This is a genomic window from Saccharothrix lopnurensis (genome assembly GCF_042658445.1).
Taxonomy (GTDB): Bacteria; Actinomycetota; Actinomycetes; order Mycobacteriales; family Pseudonocardiaceae; genus Actinosynnema; species Actinosynnema lopnurensis.
Window position 1 is genome coordinate 145796 of record NZ_JBHSQO010000010.1, and the last position, 19012, is coordinate 164807.

Annotated in this window: 12 protein-coding genes; 4 read left to right on the top strand and 8 right to left on the bottom strand. The window is 72.2% G+C overall.

All coding sequences use genetic code 11. From position 1 onward, the window contains the following. The first annotated feature begins 378 nt into the window (after positions 1-378). Both ACFP3R_RS12660 and ACFP3R_RS12665 read left to right on the top strand, forming a co-directional pair. Entirely contained in the window at positions 379-2493 is a 2115-nt protein-coding gene (locus ACFP3R_RS12660; RefSeq protein ID WP_380635772.1) for a PQQ-dependent sugar dehydrogenase, read from the top strand. 63 nt (positions 2494-2556) lie between these two features. Further along, entirely contained in the window at positions 2557-3570 is a 1014-nt protein-coding gene (locus tag ACFP3R_RS12665) for an SMP-30/gluconolactonase/LRE family protein (RefSeq protein ID WP_380635773.1), read from the top strand. An 81-nt stretch (positions 3571-3651) separates the two neighbouring features. Here ACFP3R_RS12665 and ACFP3R_RS12670 read toward each other — a convergent pair whose 3' ends face one another. The 3 genes from ACFP3R_RS12670 to ACFP3R_RS12680 all read right to left on the bottom strand — a co-directional run bounded on the left by ACFP3R_RS12670 (position 3652) and on the right by ACFP3R_RS12680 (position 7743). Further along, on the bottom strand, positions 3652-5064 hold the full coding sequence (locus ACFP3R_RS12670) for a glycoside hydrolase family 10 protein (protein ID WP_380635774.1): 1413 nt from the start codon (positions 5062-5064) through the stop codon (positions 3652-3654). A 67-nt stretch (positions 5065-5131) separates the two neighbouring features. Continuing rightward, positions 5132-6463, bottom strand: coding sequence for a glycoside hydrolase family 6 protein (locus ACFP3R_RS12675; protein ID WP_380635775.1), 1332 nt, complete (start codon positions 6461-6463; stop codon positions 5132-5134). Positions 6464-6756: 293 nt separating this feature from the next. Next, a complete protein-coding gene (locus tag ACFP3R_RS12680; protein ID WP_380635777.1) occupies positions 6757-7743 on the bottom strand; it encodes a LacI family DNA-binding transcriptional regulator in 987 nt (328 codons plus the stop codon). Positions 7744-8005: 262 nt separating this feature from the next. Between ACFP3R_RS12680 and ACFP3R_RS12685 the strand changes: the two genes are divergently transcribed. Beyond that, positions 8006-9529 carry a glycoside hydrolase family 43 protein gene (locus ACFP3R_RS12685; protein WP_380635778.1) on the top strand — a complete coding sequence of 508 codons (1524 nt, stop codon included), beginning with the start codon at positions 8006-8008 and terminating at the stop codon, positions 9527-9529. A 33-nt stretch (positions 9530-9562) separates the two neighbouring features. Here the strand turns inward: ACFP3R_RS12685 and ACFP3R_RS12690 are convergent, their stop codons facing one another. Beyond that, on the bottom strand, positions 9563-10891 hold the full coding sequence (locus ACFP3R_RS12690; protein WP_380635779.1) for an extracellular catalytic domain type 1 short-chain-length polyhydroxyalkanoate depolymerase: 1329 nt from the start codon (positions 10889-10891) through the stop codon (positions 9563-9565). Positions 10892-11045: 154 nt separating this feature from the next. On the opposite strand from ACFP3R_RS12690, the gene ACFP3R_RS12695 reads away from it, so the two are divergent. Beyond that, positions 11046-12023, top strand: a complete 978-nt coding sequence (locus ACFP3R_RS12695) for a PaaX family transcriptional regulator (RefSeq protein ID WP_380635780.1) — start codon at positions 11046-11048, stop codon at positions 12021-12023. 37 nt (positions 12024-12060) lie between these two features. On the opposite strand, the gene ACFP3R_RS12700 is transcribed toward ACFP3R_RS12695, so the two are convergent. The 4 genes from ACFP3R_RS12700 to ACFP3R_RS12715 all read right to left on the bottom strand — a co-directional run bounded on the left by ACFP3R_RS12700 (position 12061) and on the right by ACFP3R_RS12715 (position 19011). Then, complete coding sequence (locus ACFP3R_RS12700; protein WP_380635782.1) at positions 12061-13170, bottom strand: ricin-type beta-trefoil lectin domain protein; 1110 nt, start codon at positions 13168-13170, stop codon at positions 12061-12063. 24 nt (positions 13171-13194) lie between these two features. After that, positions 13195-15018, bottom strand: a complete 1824-nt coding sequence (locus ACFP3R_RS12705) for an alpha-galactosidase (RefSeq protein WP_380635783.1) — start codon at positions 15016-15018, stop codon at positions 13195-13197. Between the two features lie 209 nt (positions 15019-15227). Then, complete coding sequence (locus ACFP3R_RS12710; protein ID WP_380635785.1) at positions 15228-17585, bottom strand: ricin-type beta-trefoil lectin domain protein; 2358 nt, start codon at positions 17583-17585, stop codon at positions 15228-15230. Between the two features lie 235 nt (positions 17586-17820). Then, entirely contained in the window at positions 17821-19011 is a 1191-nt protein-coding gene (locus ACFP3R_RS12715; protein ID WP_380635786.1) for a mandelate racemase/muconate lactonizing enzyme family protein, read from the bottom strand. Position 19012 lies beyond the last annotated feature (1 nt).

Consider the following 19012-nt stretch of genomic DNA (forward strand, 5'->3'; position numbering starts at 1 on the left):
AGCATCGCCCCGGTCTTCCGTGTTAGCGCTAACGAGTACCGGGGTAACCACCCGGTGGTCTTGTCGACGACGAACGCCTCGCGCTACGGTGCCCCTGGGAGCGCTCCCAGTCGGGCCGACCCGGCGCTGGGCGGCGACCGCAACGCACCCTGCTCGCAAGGAGGCGAGACGTGGAACCACGTGCGCGAAAGAAATCCGGGTCGTCCCCGCTCCACTTGAGACCCGGTCCGACCCCTTTCGGGACCGTCGTCCAGCGCGTTTAAGCACACTTCCGCTCAGCCCCTTCGGTGCACGTCGACCGCCGTCGACGCGGCATTGCGCCGCCTCATTTGTTAGCGATAACAAGGCGATTGCCTTGCCTCCCGTGAGAGGAAGACCATGCGAGATCCCCTCGCGACCAGGAAGAACCCCGCCCCCCGCGCGCGACTCCGAGCGGTGTTGGTGGTGGCGCTGTCGGTCCTCGGCGCCGTTCTCCCGCTCCCCGTCGCGTCGGCGGCCACGGTGGACACCGGCGCCTCGTACGTGCTGGTCAACCGCAACAGCGGCAAGGTGCTGGACGTGTACGGGCGCAGCACCGCGGAAGGCGCCCGGATCGCCCAGTACACGCGCAACGACGGCGCGTGGCAGCAGTGGCAGTTCGTGGACTCCGGCGGCGGTTACTACCGGCTGAGGTCCCGGCACAGCGGCAAGGTGCTGGACTTCACCTCCACCGCCGACCGGACCGGCCTGGTGCAGAACACCGACGCCAACCGCACCGGCCAGCAGTTCCGCCTGGCCGACTCCGACGGCGGCCACGTCCGGCTGCTCAACCGGGCCAGCGGCAAGGCCGTCGACGTGCTCGACTCCTCCACCGCCGACGGGGCGCGGGTCGTCCAGCTGCCCGACACGGGCGGCACCGGCCAGCAGTGGCGGTTGGTCCGGCTCGGCGCGGACACCACGCCGCCGAGCCCGCCCGGGAACCCCCGGACCTCGAACCTGACGTGCACCGGGGTGACGCTGTCCTGGTCGGCCTCGACCGACGACGTGGGCGTGGCGTTCTACGACCTCTACCACGACGGCCAGCTGATGACCTCGGTGCCGGGCACGGCGCTGTCGGCGGACCTGACCGTCGTGCCGGGGGCCACCTGGGGCCTGTACGTCAACGCCCGCGACGCCGCGGGCAACGTCTCCCAGGCCAGTGCCACGGTGACCATCACCGTGCCGCAGTGCCAGGCCGACACCACACCGCCCAGCACGCCCACCGGCGTGGCGGCGACCGCGTCGGGCACCTCGGTCGCCGTCCGCTGGTCGCCGTCGACCGACAACATCGGCGTCACCGGCTACGAGGTGCTGCGCGACGGCGTCCAGGTCGGCTCGACCAGCGGCGCGGCCACCACGTCGTTCACCGACAGCGGCCTGGCCGCGAACACCCGCTACGAGTACCGGGTGCGGGCGCGCGACGCCCAGGCGAACCGCTCCTCCCCCAGCTCGGCGGTCGCGGTCACGACCGGCGGCGCCTGCGCCACGGCGCTGTGCTCGGTGACCAGGGTGACCACCGAGACAGACCTGCCCTGGGGCCTGACCACCCTGCCCGACGGACAGGTGCTCTTCGGTCGCCGCGACACCTTCGAACTGGTCCGCCTCAACCCCGCCACCGGCGCGAAGACCGTCGTCGGGCGCGTGCCGAACGCGGCCGGGACGGACGGCGAGGGCGGGGTCCTGGGCATCGCCGTGGCCGCCGACTTCACCGCCGACCCGTGGGTGTACGTCATGCACACCAGCTCGACCGACAACCGCGTGGTGCGCATCCGCTACACCGGTGGCGCGCTCGCGGGCACGCCGCAGGTGCTGCTCACCGGCATCCCGCGCAACAAGTACCACAACGGCGGCCGGCTGCGGTTCGGCCCGGACGGCAAGCTCTACGTCGCCACCGGCGACGGCCAGAACGGCGAGTGGGCCCAGGACCTCGACAACCTCGCCGGCAAGGTGCTGCGCATCAACCGCGACGGCGGCGTCCCGTCGGACAACCCCTTCGGCACCCCGGTCTGGAGCTACGGCCACCGCAACCCGCAGGGCCTGGCCTTCGACTCCCGGGGGCAGTTGTGGGAGCAGGAGTTCGGCAACTCGGTCATGGACGAGACGAACCTGATCGTCCGCGGCGGCAACTACGGCTGGCCCCGGTGCGAGGGCACCACGGGCAGCTGCGGCGAAGCCGGGTTCATCGCGCCCAAGCGCACCTACCCCGTCGCCGAGGGCTCGTGCAGCGGTATCGCCGTGGTCCGCGACGCGCTCTACCTCGCCTGCCTGCGCGGCGCCAGGCTGTACCGGGCCGACATCAGCGGCGAGAGCCTGACCAACGTCCAGCAGCACCTCAACGGCACCTACGGGCGGCTGCGCACCGTGGAGCCGTCCGCCGACGGTGGCCTGTGGCTGACCACCAGCACCCGCGGCGACAAGGACAGCATCGCCAACAACAGCAACGAGAGCATCCTCAAGGTCGAACTCGGCCGATGACCCGGCCGCGGGGTGGGGCGGCCGCCCCACCCCGCGGCTCCGCCGATCACGAAGGAGTTCCCCATGACTCGCCGCACGACACCGAGCCGCCACCGGGCGCGGACGCTCACGGCGGTGGCGATCGCCGTCGCGGGCGCCGCGGCACCCCCGGTACCCGGCGCGCTCGCCCACACGGCACCGGCCTCGCCGTGCACCCCGGGAGCGACCTACGGCCCGCCGTTGCCGACCCGCGCGGTGACGTCCCAGCTCGTCCGAGGGGGGTTCAACTTCCTCGAAGGCCCCACGTGGGACCGGCGAACGGGCACCCTGCTGCTGTCGAACATGCGGAACCCGACCGGCCCCCAGGGCGTGCAGCCGTCCGAGGTGCTCCGGTTCACCCCGCCGGCCACGTTCGAGACGTTCATCGCCGACTCCGGCAGCAACGGCCTGGCCGTCACCCCCGACGGCACGCGGCTGCTCGCCGCCACCCACGACAACCGCGCCGTCTCCTCCTACAGCCTGACCGACCGCAGCCGCACCACCGTGGCGGCCAACCACCTCGGCCGCGCGTTCAACTCCCCCAACGACCTGACCACCGGCCAGGACGGCACCACCTACTTCACCGACCCCAGCTTCCAGCGCGGCAACCGCGCCGACGAGCAGGGCGGCCGGACCAGCGTCTTCCGCGTCCGCGACGGCGTGGTCACCCTCGTCGACGACACGCTGTCGCAGCCCAACGGCGTCGTGCTGTCGCCCGACGGCAGGACGCTCTACGTGGGCGGCAGCAACTCGATCGTGAAGTACGCCGTCGCCCCCGACGGCTCCACCGGCAACCGCACGACGTTCGCGAGCATCCGGACGCCCGACGGCGCCACCGTCGACTGCGCGGGCAACCTGTACTGGGCGTCCTACGAGGACGGCCTGGTGCACGTCTTCTCCCCGTCCGGGACGCGGCTGGGCACCGTCTCCGCGGGCCGCAACACCACCAACGCGGCGTTCGGGGGTCCGGACGGCCGGACGCTGTACCTCACCTCCGGCGTCCCCGGTTCGTTCGGCCTCCACCAGGTGCGCCTCAACGTGCCCGGGAACCCGTACTGACGCACCGGCGACCGGTCATGGGTCGCGCCCATGACCGGTCGCCGGGTGCGCCGGGCCTTCGAGCCCCTGCCGCGGCCGCGGTCAGGTCGTGGCGCAGGTGATGGTGGGAACGGGGTTGGCGCCGGTGGAGGTGCCGGTGAAGCCGAACGAGGCGGTGCCGCCGACGGCGATCCTGCCGTTGTAGTCGGCGTTGCGCACGGTCACGTCCCGGCCGCTGGTGGTGGCCACGCCGTTCCACAGGCTGCCCACGGTCTGGCCCTGGGCCAGGGTCCACCTGACCGCCCAGCCGGTGGTGGCGCTGGTGGCGGTGTTGCGGACGGTGACCTCGGCCTGGTAGCCGCCGTGCCACTGGCCGGTCACCCGGTAGGTGGCGGTGCAGCCGGTGCCGTTCCCGCCGGTCGTGGTCGTTGTGGTGGTTGTGGTTGTGGTGGTTGTTGTGGTGCCGCCGAGGGCTTCGTAGACCGCCCAGTAGGCGGGCTTCTTGCCGAAGTTCTCGTCGTAGATCAGGGCCGCGCCCTCGCCCGGGAATACCGAGGGGATCCAGGAGTAGCCGTCGGAGAAGTCCCACACCGTGATGCCCACGCACCGGGTCACGGCGAGGCAGGCGTTGGTGACGGCGCGGTAGTCGGCGGCCTGCTGGGCGTCCTTGGTCGCGTCGCGGGGCGTGCGCATCCGGATGTCGAGTTCGGTGATCGCCACGTCCACGCCCAGGTCGGCGAAGCGCTGGATGTTCTGCCGCAAGGTGCTCGGCACCTGACCGAGGACGAGGTGGGCCTGGAGGCCCACGCCGTCGATGGGGATGCCCTGCTGCTTGAATGACCTGACCAGGTTGTAGACGGCGTCGCTCTTGGCGCCGATGCCCTCGATGTTGTAGTCGTTGTAGTAGAGCTCGGCGTTCGGGTCGGCGGCGCGGGCGGCCTTGAACGCCTCGGCGATGTAGCCGTCACCGATCTTCTGCTGGAACACCGACTGGCGTCGGGTGCCGTCCTCCTCGAACGCCTCGTTGACCACGTCCCAGTGCACGACGTCGCCCCGGTAGTGGCCGGCCACGTTGGCGATGTGGTTGCGCACCACACCGAGCAGCTCACCGGCCGGCACGGTGTCGATCCAACCGGGGAGCTGGTTGTGCCACACCAGGGTGTGGCCGCGCACGACCTGGTTGTGCGCCTGGGCGAAGTCGACGATCCGGTCCGCCTGGGTGTAGTCGAACTGCCCGCGGCTGGGCTCGGTGTACATCCACTTCTGGGTGTTGCCGACGGTGATCTGGTTGAACTCGCCGCCCAGCACCGCGGTGTAGGGGGCGTTGGTCAACGTGGGGTTGTCCGTCGCCGAGCCGAAGTAGCGGCCCTTGGCGGCGGCGAGCTGCCCGAGGGTCGGCGCGGCGTCCGTCGTGGACGGTGCGGCGACCGCCATGCCGACGGCGAGCGTGCCCACGACGGCGGCGGCGGCCGTCGCGGCGAGGACGCGGCGCGCACGCCCTGCTGGTGCTGGCATCGAGACGTCTCCTGACATCGGTGTCGGAACCGGCCGCACGGGAACTGCTCCAGGACTGGTCACGGGATCAGGAGCACGCGGTGCCGTTCAACGCGGGCGAGGTGAACGGCGGCGCCGACCCGCTGTAGTTCGCGTTGTACCCGACGGTCACCGTGCCACCGGACGGGAGCGAGCCGTTCCAGGACGTGTTGGTGACGCGGACCGCGTCCCCCGAGTCGGTCCAGGTCCCGTTCCAGCCCTGCGTGACGGACACGCCCGGCGCCGAGAAGGTGAGGGTCCAGCCGTTCAGGGCCGCCCCCCGGTTCCCGATCACGACCTCGCCGGTGTACCCGCCCGTCCACTGGCTGACCACGCGGTGCGTCGCCGTGCAGCCGCCACCGGGGTTGTTGCCCGTGCTGGTGGTCGTGGTCGTCGTGGTCGTGGTCGTGGTGATCGGACCCGCCGCCATCGCCAGCTCGTACGCGCGCTGCGGCACGAACTGACCCGCCTGGGCGATGCAGCCGTCCGCCTCGCCGGGCAGCTTGACCCACAGGAACGCGGCGATCGCGGCGTCACCCGTGTTCGTCGTGCTGGGCGTGCCGATCGCGCGGCCGGCGGGGTCGCACCACTCCTCGCCCAGCGGCCCGTTGCCGTTGCGGCTGGTGTCCACCACGGCCTTCAGCCTGCTGTCGCCGATGGCGTTGAGGATGTTCTTGACGTAGGCGACCTCGTCGGACGTGCGGCGGTAGTTGGACACGTTCGAGGCGATGCCGTCGGCGCTGTTGGAGATGTCGGCCGCGCGCAGCCTGTTGGCGGCCTCCGACGGGCTCAGCCAGGCGGAGTTGCCGATGTCGTAGTACACCTTGGCCTGGGACGAACCGGACTTCAGCTTCTTGCCCGCGTAGGCCATGGACGCCCTGGTCTCGGCCTGCTGGCTCGAGTTCTGGCAGTTGCTCATGATCGGCAGCACGTCGGGTTCGAGGATGATCGACGCGGGGCGGCCGGCCAGGCCCGCCGCGACCTCGTCCACCCACGCCCGGTACGCCGAGTGCGAGGGCGCGCCGCCGCCGCTGGCGCCGCCGCAGTCGCGGTTGGGGATGTTGTAGACCACCAGGATCGGGATCTTCCCGGCCGAGGCCGCCGCGCCGACGAAGGAGTTGATCTCCGAGCGCACCGACGAGGTGTTCGTGGTGGTGTACCAGCGCGCCTGCGGGACCGAGGCGATCCGGTCGCGGATGACCGCGGCCCGGGAGTCACCGGGGTTGGCGGCGACCCACCTCGCGCTGGAGCCGGAGGGGTCGACGTAGAACGCCGAGTCGGCGGCCTGGGCGGTCGCGCCGCCGACCGCCAGGAGCGCGGCACCGGCCACGAGGGCACCCGAGAGGAGGCACGCTGCTGCCGCCTGGTTCTTCCACTTCATCGTTCGTCCTCCCGCAGGACCGGTTGCGTGTTCTGGAACAGAGCGGTGACGTTCGCCTCGACGGTCCCGCACGCGACGGCGGAGCGGCAGGAAACCTATGCCTGGGAGCGCTCCCAGAGATCACCGGCGAATTTCGGTTCGACTCCGGTCCAACGTAATCGCGCCGCGATGACGTGGTCAACAATTCGGCGGAGCTAAAAAATTAACGCCGGTTTTAGCCCGTGCCGCGCCACAGAGGTCGGGCACGACTCGCACAACTTTCGATTCCGACCCGGACCCCGGCGGGCGGCACCTCAGGTCGACGGCGGCGCGACGCTGTCCCGCGACACGAGCTCCGGACCGGAGGTGCGCCGGACGTCGTCGAGCGCGTTCCCGTCCCACTGCGCCACCAGCAGTTCCAGGGCGTCCCGGGCGACCGCGTCGAAGTCGGGGCGGATGGTGGTCAGGGGCGGGATGAAGTAGGCCGCCTCGGGCACGTCGTCGAAGCCGACCACGCTGACGTCGCGCGGGATGTTGCGGCCGCGTTCGCTCATCGCCCGCAGGATGCCCAGGGCCAGGTGGTCGTTGGCCGCGAAGATCGCGGTGACCTCCGGCATCCGGGCCAGCACCTGCCCCGCCCGGTACCCGGACGCGGCGCTCCAGTCCGCGGGCACCAGCGGCGGCACCTCCAGGTCCGCCGCCTCCAGCACCGACCGCCACCCCGTGATCCGGCCCGCGCTGTCGAACCAGCCCGGCGGGCCGGACACGTGCCACACCGTGGGGTGACCGGCCTCCAGCAGGTGGCGGGTCGCCGCGACGGCGCCCGCCTCCTGGTCGACGGTGACCAGCGGCGTGGACCGCTCCGGGTCGCCGTCCACGGTGACCAGCGGCACCCCGGGGGGAGCCGCGTCGAGCGCGTCGTGCGCGGACGTCGTCGGCGCGATCACCACGACGCCCGCCACCCGCTGGTCGCGGTGCCGCTCCAGCGCCCTGGTGATCGACTCGCGGTCCAGCCCGTTCACCCGGTGCGTGGTCACCACGAACCCGGCCGCCGACGCCACCTGCTCGAACGCCGCGAGCAGCGAGGCAGGCCCGCACAGGGTCGCGTTCTGGGCCACCACCCCGATCAGCTGCGAGCGGCCCGTCACCAGCGCGCGGGCGACCCGGTTCGGGCGGTAGCCCAGTTCCTCGATCGCGGCCCGGACCCGCAGGCGCGTCCGCTCGTGGACGTAGGGGTGCCCGTTGAGCACCCGCGACACCGTTTGGTGCGAGACCCCGGCGAGCCGGGCGACGTCGGCCATCGCGGGCAACCCCGCTGTCCTGTTCGCCACTGCCGTCCCATCTGCGCGGCACCCGCACCAGGCCGGTCCGACCGGTCATGAGTCGATGATCGAAGCTGATCGACCCTGACCAGCGAGTCAATGTAGCCACGCCCTTTTTCGACGGTCAACGCATTCCCGGGCTAAATTTTCGCGCGTGATTTTTAGCGTGGCGAAACAATTTCGCTCCTCCTTGACACCCGGTCGGGCGATCGCCAACACTGATCGGAACATGGATTTCACCGTGGATGACGTCACGCCGGAACGGCCCACCCCGACCACCACCATCGAGGTGCTGGGCAAGTACCCCGGCGAGGGCAACCCGCTCATCTCCCACAGGTTCGGCGCCGACGGCGACGCCTTCGTGCACGACGGCCGGGTCTACCTCTACCTGACCAACGACACCCAGGGGTACGCCCCGGGACCCGACGGGACCTCGCCCACCAACACCTACGCCGGGATCAGCACGATCACCGTCATCTCGTCCGACGACCTGGCCAACTGGACCGACCACGGCGAGATCCCGGTGGCCGGGCCCGACGGCATCGCGAAGTACGCGTCGCAGTCGTGGGCGCCCGCCGTCGCGAGCCGCGTCGTGGCCGGCCGGGAGCGGTTCTTCCTGTACTTCGCCGACAACGGCGCCGCGACCGGCGTCCTGGTCGGCGACTCGCCGCTGGGTCCCTGGCGCGACGAGCGCGGCAGCCTGCTCATCACCGCCGAGACCCCCGGCGCCTCGGACGGCCGCAACTGGCTGTTCGACCCGGGTGTGTTCGTCGACGACGACGGCCGGGGCTACCTGTACTTCGGCGGTGGTGGCGACGACGGCTCCCGCTCCGCGGAGAACACCAACCCCCCGAGGTCGACCCGCGTCATCAGGCTCGGCGACGACATGATCAGCACCGAGGGCGCCGCCGAGGTCATCGACGCGCCCCTGGCGTTCGAGTCCGGCCACCTCTTCAAGCGCGCGGGCAGGTACTACTACTCCTACTCGTCCAACTTCGGCTTCGGCGGACCGGTCGACCCGGACGGCCCGCCGCTCGGCGCCATCGCCTACCTCGTGGCCGACGACCCGATGGGCCCGTGGACGCCCGACGAGTACGCGGGGGTCGTCTTCCGGAACCCCGGCGTCCACTTCGGCGCCGGTGGCAACAACCACCAGTCGGTCTTCGAGCTGAACGGCCGGCACTACCTCACCTACCACGCGCAAACCCTGAACAGCCGCATCACCGGCGGCACGACGCAGGGGTTCCGCAGCCCGCACATCGCCGAGCTGGAGTTCAACGCCGACGGCACCGTGCGGGAGGTCCCCGGCACTTTCGACGGCGTCGCGCAGATCCGCCACCTCGACCCCTACCGGGAGATCGAGGCGGTGACCATCGCCTGGCAGCAGGGGCTGGCCACGAGGCGGATCAGCGCGCCGGACGAGGTGCCCGCGCTGGTCCTGCACGACGTGGACGACGGCGACTGGACGTCGCTGTCGTCGGTCGACTTCGGCGCCGGCGCCGGCGGGGTGTCGGCGCGGGTCAAGCCGCTCGTGGCGGACGCGGGCATCCAGGTCCGCCTGGACGACCGCGCGGGGCCCGTCGTCGCCACCATCCCGGTCGGCGGACCGATCGGGGTCTGGACCGAGGTCGGTGCCGACCTCGACGGCGTCTCGGGTGTGCACGACGTGTACTTCACCTTCGTCGGAGCGGACGGCCGGGCCCTGGTTGAGGTCCGCAGCTGGCGGTTCACCGAGGCGTCGCGGGAGGCACGGGGCACCGGGTGAGGCGGCCCGGGAACCCCGGGCCGCCCCGGCCCGTCAGGCGGTGGCGCAGGACATCCCGTTGAGGGTGAACGACGCGGGTTTGGCGGTGTTGCCGTTGTGTCCGGCCTGGAAGCCGATGCCGATGGAGGCGTTCGGCGGGATCGAGGCGTTGTAGGCGACGTTGCGCGCGGTGACCTGCCCCGAGGTGGGCGAGTAGGTGGCGCTCCAGCCGGAGGTGATGGTCTGGCCGTTGGGCAGGGTGAAGGCCAGGGACCAGCCGTTGATCGCGGTGGCGCCGGTGTTGGTGATGGTGACGGTCGCGGTCAGGCCGGTGTTCCAGGCGTTCACGGTGCTGGTGACGCGGCAGGCGCCGGGTGGCTGCGTGGTGGTCGTGGTGGTCGTGGTGGTGGTCGTCGTCGTGGTGGTCGTGGTCGTCGTCGTGGTGGAGGTCGGGTCACCCGGGTTGTCCAGGCCGAAGAACGCGACGGCGCGGGCGGCCATGCCGGCGGAGGGCAGGCTGTGCCCGGCGCCCTGGATGCTGTACGCCTCGACCTTGTCGGCGTAGCGGCGGCGGTTCCAGTTGGCCTGCGGGGTGTCGGTGGACGTCGGGGTCTGGCTCAGGCCGAAGACGTTGGTCCACTGCTCGACGGACTCCTCCAGCAGCGAGTACGGCACGAGCGTGTCGTTGGTGCCGTGCCACAGCTGCACGCGCGGCCGGGCGCCGGTGTAGCCGGGGTACGCCTGCCGGACCGCGTCGCCCCACTGCTGCGGCGTCCGGTTCGCGCCACCGCTCCCGGTGCACCGCGAGTTGCCGGGCGGGAAGTCCGCGGCGTTGGCGAAGCAGTTGTAGGGCACGCCCATGAACGCGGCCCCGGCCTTGAACACGTCCGGGTACAGCGCGAGCATGTGGTTGGTCATCATGCCGCCGGACGACGAACCGGTGGCGTAGACCCGGTTCGGGTCGCCGCCGTAGCGCTGCTGGACGTAGTTCACCATCGAGATGATCGAGACCGGGTCGCTGCCGCCGCCGCGCCGCTTGGCGGCGTCCGACCAGGTGTCGAAGCACTTGCCGAACCCGGCCTCCTGCTGGGCGCTCGGGTAGATGACGACGAACCCGTGGCGGTCGGCCTGCGAGGCGAACTCGCTGCCCGAGTAGAAGCCGGGTCCCGAACCACCGCAGCCGTGCATGGCCACGACGATGCCGGGGTTGGCCGGGCGGGAATCCGGCGCGTAGACGTGCATCCGCATCCCGCCGGGGTTGTTGCCGAAGCCGGTGACCTCGGTGAGCGACGCCGCGGACGCGGGGGTGGGCACGGCGGTGACGAGGCCGGTGACGACCAGTGACGCCGCCGCGGCGAGCAACAGGCTCGGTGTGACCTTCATGCGCTCGACTCCCTTGGTTCGCGCACGGATAGGTGACACTTACAGTGTCGACCGAGCACAGAACTGTCAATCGACCGTCTCGACAGCCCCGCCTGCGCCACCCGGAGCCGGTTACAGTCGGTGCCGACCGCCCCCGGACCGCAGCGGAGCCGCCGTGACCAGCCCCTATGACATCGAGGAGATCTTCCCGGACGACGGGGTCCGACTCCCCCGGCGGCAGACCGGCAACTCGCCGCAGGGCCTCACCGTGACCCTGATGGCCGACTACACCCTCGGCTCCCGCGCCTGGCTGCCGTCGGCGGCGATCGTGGCGCTGCTCGCCGAGGCGGGCGTGAGCCACGCCGGGGCCCGCGCCACCACCAGCCGGCTCGCCCGCCGCGGCGTGCTGGAGGGCAGCAGGCAGGGCCGCAACAGCTCCTACCGGCTCACCGCGGCCGCGGTCCACAACCTCGCCGCCGGCGGGCGGTCCATCGCCGCCGCGGCCGTCGACGCCACGACCTGGGACGGGTGGTGGACGCTCGTCGCCTTCTCCCTGCCCCAGGAGGACGCGACCCGGCGGCGCGAGCTGCGCGGCCTGCTGCGCTGGCTCGGCCACGCGCCGCTCTACGACGGCCTCTGGGTCTCGCCCCACGACCTCACCGGCAAGCTCAGGGCGCAGCTGGCCGAACTCGCCCCCGGCACCACGACCGTCTTCCGCGCCCGCCACGTCGACCTCGGCGCGGCGGTCGGCCGCCACCCCCTCGACGCCTGGGACACGGGGGCGATCGCCCGGCACTACGACGACTTCATCCGGCGCTGGAGCCCCCTGCTGCCCGACGTCCGCGCCGCCCGGATCACCGGCGCCGAGGCGGTCCGCACCCGCACCGAGGTCATGGACACCTACCGCCGCCTGCCCATCCTGGACCCGCGGCTGCCCCTCGACCTGCTCCCCCCGGGGTGGCCGCGCGAACCCGCCCGCGACCTGTTCGCCGCCGTCTACGACGGCCTCGCCGGGCCCGCCCAGGACCACGTGCGCGCCGTCGCCGGCCGCTTCACCACCGACCCGCCGACCGACGTGCGGGCCCACACCGTCGCCGACCTGCTGGCGGGTGTGGCGGGCGCCGCCGAACCCGTCACCGGACCCGGCCGCTGATCGGGGGCCGGGCCCCGGCGGGGTCCGGCCCGTCCGGTCACGCCGGGGTGCGCAGGGTCCACTGCTGGTCGGGCTGCCCGGTGCAGGTCCACAGGACCAGCCTGGTGCCGTTGCCGGTGCCCTGGCCGGACGCGGCCAGGCACAGGCCGGACTGCGCGCTGGTGATGGTGCCGTTGGCGTTGGCGTTCCACTGCTGGTTCGTGTCGCCGTGGCAGTCCCAGGTCACCACCTGGGTGCCGTTGGTCGTGCCCCTGCCGTACGCGTCCAGGCACCTGGTGCCGAGGACGACCAGCTGCCTGGACGAGTTGTGCGTCCACGACTGGTTGGGTTGGCCGTGGCAGTCCCACAGCTGGAGCTGCGTGCCGTTGGCGGTCGACGAGCCGGGCAGGTCGAGGCAGCGGCCCGAGGGCACGCCGACGACCTGCCTGCCCTGGGACGGGACCGGGTCGCCGATGCTCCCGGGGACGGCGCGCAGCGCGGCGTACCAGGTCGCGGCCATCTTGTCGTAGCCGGTGGCCGTGGGGTGGACGCCGTCGATCAGGTCGGCCGTGGTCAACGCGGCGTGCATGTCCACCAGGTGCACGCGCTTGCCGGCGCTCGCCTTGCTCCGCACCATGCCGGGGATCGTGGCGTTGTAGGTCCGGGCCGCGGCCTCCTGACCCGAGTTGGCCAGCGGGATGATCGTCGCGACGAGCACGTCGGCGTTCGGCGCGGTCGAGGTGATGCGGTCCACGAGCGCCGACAGGCGGGCCGGCGCGTTGGCCACGTCGCGGTTCTGGAGGATGTCGTTGGTGCCGATGTGCAGCAGGACCGTGCGCGGGTTGGTGTTGCGGAGCCAGGTCACGACGTTCGCGTCGACCTGGTCGATGCGCCAGCCCGGGTGGCCCTGGTGGTCGTGGTCCCACAGCGAGGCGGGGCCGTTGAACTGGGAGCCGACGAAGTCCACCCGGTGGTTGCCGGAGCCGAACCGCTGCCACAGGCCGATCCGGTAGCCGCCGGGCACCTGCGTGCCCTCGGTGATGGAGTCGCCCAGGGGCATGACGCGCACCCCGCCGTTGGACTCGGCGGCGGCCGGGGCGGCGGGCAGCAGCGCGGCGGTGATCAGCGCCGCGGCGCAGGCGGCGAGTCGTCGGGAGCGTGGTCGCATGTGTTCTCCTGGAGTTCGGGCGGGCTACGCGCTCTGCCGCCGCCACTGCTGGTTGGCGCCGCTGCCGCAGGTCCACTGGACGAGTTGGGCGCCGTCGGTGGTGGCGGCCTCGGACACGTCCAGGCACTTGCCGCTGTGCCGGGCGACCAGCCGCACGTGGCCGCCGCCCACGTCCTCGACGCGCCACCTCTGGTTGGCCTGACCGTTGCAGGTCCATTGGACGGCCCGGACCCCGTCGGCGGTGGCGGTCTCGCCGCCGTAGACGTCCAGGCACTTGCCGCTGCCGACGTTGACCACCTCGGAGTACCCGCCGCCGGCGTCGCGCACCCGCCAGCGCTGGTTGGCCTGACCGTTGGGGGCCCACTGGACCACGTTGCCGCCGTCGGCGGTGGAGGCGTCGTAGACGTCGGCGACCTTGCCGCTGTGCCGCGCCGTGAACGTCTCGGCGGTCGGCACGGGCACGGTCGTGCGCGGGGTGAGCCGGTAGAGGCCGGAGCCGTGCGCGGGCAGCGAGCGCGACAGCGTCCCGCTCACCGTGCCCAGGTCCGCGCCCGACCACAGGTCGACCGCGGTGGCCGAGCCGATCCCGAGTTCGGCCAGCGACGCGGACACGGTCGCGGTGCCGCCGCCCCGGTTGAACAGCGCCAGGTACCTGTCCTGGCTGCCGGGCACGTCGGCGGTCCAGGCGGTGTGCGTACCGGCGAAGAGCTGCCGGTTGTTGAGGCTGTGCTGGTCGACCGCCAGCACGGCGGCGTTGGTCATCAGCGCCAGCTCGGAGGCCCGGTTCTGGGTCAGGTCACCGCCCCACATCAGCGGTGAGCGGGTGATCGACCACAGGGTCATCAGGGTGCGCTGCTCGTCCGGGGTCAGGTTGGAGTAGCGCGGCGACCCCACGGGGCCCTGCTGGGACAGCCAGCCGATCGGGATCATGTCCGGGTCGGGCCACGCGCCGGGGCGGCGGTGCGGTGTCCAGGCGTGCAGCCGCTCGAACAGGGCGTCCAGCGACGACCAGTTGTCCCACAGGTCGTTGACCACCCGCCACATGTTCGCGTTCGCCGCGACGTGCGCGCCGTTGGCGGTGGAGGTCGGGCCGGGCGAGAGGCTGAGCACCATGGGGCGGCCGCTGCGCTGGATCGCCAGCTTGTAGCCCTCGACCTCGGCCTGGCGGTAGGTCGGCGCGGCGATGTCGTCGACCTTGACGTAGTCCACGCCCCACGAGGCCAGCAGGCGGAACTGGGCGTCCAGGTACGCCTGGGCGCACGGGTTGCCCATGTCCAGGCCCCAGTTCAGGTTCAACCAGGCCGCGGTGGTGTTGTTCTCGATCTCGTTGGCGCGGCAGCTCGTGCCCGGCACCGGGAGGTTGTCGGCCACCACCTGGCGCGGGACGCCCCGCATCAGGTGCACGCCGAACTTCAGGCCCGCGGTGTGGATGTAGTCGGCCAGCGGCTTGAACCCGTTGGTCCCCGCGGCGGAGGGGAACCGGGTGGTGTCGGGCAGCAGCAGGCCGTTCGCGTCGGTGCGCAGCCGGGGCTGGAGGTTGGCGTCCTGGTTCGGGCTCCCGGTGCCCCGGCCCGGGTAGTACCACGCCCAGTCGACGACGACGTACTGCCAGCCGTGCTGCCTGAGGTTGTCGCGCATGTAGTCGGCGTTGGCCTTGACCTGCGCCTCGGTGACGTTCCAGTTGAACGAGTCGTAGCTGTTCCACCCCAGCGGCGGGGTCGTCGCGACCCCGTTGTCCCACGCCGGCGCCTGCTCCTCCGGTCCCGGGGTGAAGGCCGTGGTCGACAGCGCGGCGGCGGCGAGCAGTGCGCCCGCCCGCCGCAGGGATGACCTTCGAACTCCACCCACGGTGCCTCCTGCTCGTCGTCGAGAGGGCGCTCCTGCCGGGACATCACTTGTTCACGCTCACATCAGGTGAGCACGAGCAAGGAGACCTGTGTCAACAAGTCTGCTGACCACCGGAGGAGGTGTCAAGCACGCGGCTTCGTTAGCGCTCACAACTGGGCTGTCGAGACGAGGGGCCCGCGGGGAGGCCGGACCGGCCTCCCCGCGGCCGTTCAGCCGCGGACGCCCCACTGCTGGTTCGCGCCGCCGTGGCAGGACCAGAGCTGGATCAGGGTGCCGTTCGCGGTCCCGTTGCCGCCGGCGTCCAGGCAGAGCCCGGACTGCACCCCGGTGATGGTGCCGTCGGCGTTGACGTTCCACTGCTGGTTCACCTGGCCGTTGCAGTCCCAGAGGATCGCCGCGGTGCCGTTGGCGGTCCCCTGACCACTGGCGTCGAGGCACCTGTTGCCGGCCGTCACGAGCTGCCTGCCCGAGGTGTGGGTCCACCTCTGGTTGGCGCCGCCGTTGCAGTCCCAGAGCTGGGCCTGCGCCCCGTTGGCGCCGCCGGCGGCGACCTCGGCGCAACGGCCGGACTGCCCGCCCACGAGCATGGCGTTCTGCGGGCCGCCGGTGCCGCCGCCCGGTCCGGCGTTGGCCATCACCGCCCGCGCGCCCGAGGGCCAGTTGCCGTTGGTGACCGTGACGTTGCCGGACACCACGTTGCCGCGGTCGCCGTTGGTCACGTTCGTGCTGCCGTTCGTGGACCAGTTGTTGGCGACCGTCCAGTTGCCCATGTTCTCGCCACCCCAGTAGTTCGCGGTGGCCCAGGTCCCGGTGGCGGAGAACACGTTGTTGGTCGCGGTGTAGTGGCGGGAGCCCTCGTCGAAGTAGAGCCCGAAGTGGCCGTTGGTCCGCAGGCAGTGGTTCCCGCTGATCACCGCGTTCGGGTTCCACGCCAGCGTGTAGACGCACCCGCCGTCGTTCATCTGCTGCATGACGTCGTGGATGTAGTTGTTGAGGAGCCGGTTGTCGGACGCCGTGGTGGGGGTCGTGTAGCGCGGCTGGTAGTTGTAGAGCCCGCGGTTGGCGTAGTGGTTGCTGCCGCCGGCGTCGTTGGCGCCCCAGCCGTAGCCGATCGACATGCCCGAGTACGGCATGTTGTAGACCTCGTTGTGGGCCACGGTGGCGGTGCTGACGTAGGTGTTCAGGACCGAGACGTTGCCCCGGTACTCCACGCCCAGGTCGTGGATGCGGTTGTGGCTGACGGTGATGTTCCGGTTGACCATCCGCTGGTCGCCCGGGTGGTGCGCGTCGGCCCGCACGCCGCCGACCACGATGCCGCCGGCCGAGCTGTGGGCGATCTCGGACCGGGTGACCGTGATGTCGCTCGCGCCCAGGCCCACCCCGCTCGCGTGGGCGTTGGCGTCGTTGCCGATGCCGATGGCGGTCTGCCCCAGGTTGAGGAACCGGGACTCGCTGAACGTGATGTCGTCGGCGGCGGAGACCTGCACGGCGGCGGGCATCTGGCTCCAGTGCGGCCGGGCGGCCTCGAACTGGGCGCAGCCGTTCTGGCACGAGGTGATCCGGTTGGCGGGCCAGTTCCAGTTGCCCGCCAGGTAGGCGCCGGTCTGCTGGTCGGCGTAGCCCTGGTTGCCGCTGGGCCCGAGCCAGCTGGTGCCGGTGAACGTGATCCCGCTGAACGAGATGTGGTGCGCCGGCGCGTCGTAGGTGCCCCCGACGTCCACCAGGGACTGGAGCACCGGCAGCTCGACGCCGGCGGTGCCCATGTCCTGGCCGGGCAGCGGGATGTAGGACAGCGCGCCCGTCCCGGGGTTGAGGTACCACTCCCCCGGCGAGTCCAGGAACTCGTAGGCGTTGGCCAGGTAGAGGGGGCCCGCGCGGTGCGGCGCGGCGAGCGTGTCGTAGCCGAAGGTGTTGTTGTTCCACGCGGGCTGCTGCATCGTGAGGAAGTTGCCGCTGATGCCCTGCACCGGCGAGTAGCGGTCGGTGAAGGAGTTGACGCTCTCCACCTCGACCCGGTTCTGGTTCGCCAGGTTGTTGAGGTAGCCCAGCGCGGTGGTGGAGAACCTCATGCCGGTGTCGGTGAAGGTGAAGTCGGCCCGGTTCACCTGCGTGCGCGCCCGCGTCGCGATCGCGCCGTCGACGTACAGCTGCCGGGAGTCGGTCCCGGCGCCGACGTTCGCCCGCCAGATGTTCTTCCCGGCGTCGACGACCGACCACCCGGTGACGGCTCGGGCGCCGCTGATCACGGGGCGCGCGGACGGGGCCGCCTGCCAGATCACGCGGTAGCCGTTGGCGCCGGAGTCGGCGGCGGTGAACCGCAGCGGCTGGGAGAGCCGGTACACGCCGCCGGCCAGCTGCACGACGAGGTCGCCGGACGTGGAGCCGACCTGCGACCGCACGGCGGCCTGCGCGGCGGACAGGGAGCACGGCTGGGTGGTGGAGCACGCGGTGCCGGTGCCGGAGGGCGATGCGTAGAGGGTCGTGGTGGCGCCGTGCGCGGGAGGGGCGGGGACCATCACCGCCGCCAGCACCGCGGCGGCGGCGGCGACCGACAACGGCCTTCGCACCGCGGGGGACGAGGACGCGAACAAGGGGACCTCCTGGAGTGGGGGTGTGCTGTGCGGCGGCCGGTCGGGGCGGTGGTGGTCGGGGCGGTGGTCGGTCAGGCCGGCGGCGGCGGCCGGCGGACGGGCAGGGCGGCGGGCCGGCGGGCCGGCGGGCGGTCGAGACGGCGGTCGGGACCGCGGGTGGTCGGGACGGCGGACAGGGACCGTGCTCGGGCGCGCGGACCCGACGGGTCGATCAGGACGGCAGCGGGTTCAGGCGGTCGGGCGGGGCGACGGTGTCCGGCACCACGGCCAGCAGGCGCTGCCCGGCGCGTTCCGGCCGGACGTGGGGCCCGTCGGGCGCCGGGACCGGAAGCCGGTGGCGGGAGGCGTCGACCGCCTCCTCGTCGACGCGGATGCCCAGCCCCGGGCTGTCGCCCAGCACGAACGCGCCGCCCTCCACGTGGAGGTCGGCGGACACCCCCGTGGGCGGGCGCAGGTCCTGCAACTCGCTGACCAGGTGGTTCGGCACCGACGTCGCGGCGTGGAGCAACCCCACCGGCGTGGTGCCGATGGGGCTCACGGGCAGGTCGTGGGCGTGCGCGAGGGCCGCGACCCGGAGGAAGTGCGTGACGCCCCAGACCGCCGCGGTCTGTACGACGTCGACCGCGCCCGCCGCGATCAGCGGTCGGTACTGCTCCAACCCGCTCAGGTTCTCCCCGCTCGCGACCGACGCCCGGACCCCGCGGCTGACGACGGCGTGCCCCTCCGCGTCCCAGCGCCGGACGGGTTCCTCGACCCAGGTCAGGTCGAGCGTGCGTTCGAGCTCGCCCACGTGGCGGACCGCCTGCTTGCGGGTCAGGGACTCGTTGACGTCGAGCATCAGACCCGGTCGCGTCCCGCCGCCGGCGGCGGTGAGCACGTCGCGCACCAGGATGAGGCGGTCCCGGTCCCGGTCGACGTCCAGACCGCCCTTGAGCTTCGCCGCCCGCAGCCCGTGATCGGCGTAGGTCTCGTACGCCGCCACGAGCTCGTCGTCCCCCAGCCCGATGTCCAGCCCCGAGGCGTAGGCGGGCACGCGGCGGTCGCGCCCGCCCAGCAGCCGCCACAGCGGCTCTCCGGCGGCCTGCGCCTTGATGTCCCACAGCGCCGTGTCGAGGGTGCCGATGGTGCCGAACACCGCGCCCGCGTGCCCCGCCTTGAACACCCGGCGCAGCATCCGGTCGTAGAGGGCGGTGACACCGCGGGGGTCCTCGCCCTCGATCGCGGCGAAGACCGCCTCGATCTCCACGTGCGACCCGAGCCCGATGCCGGTGATCCCCCCGTCGGTCTCGACCAGGACGATCGGCACCCGGACCAGGCCGTCGGGGAAGACGCCGTTGGCGTCGCCGACCGGCCGACCCCAGTCCTGGACGGTGGTGAGGGTCCGATAACCGGTGATGCGCATC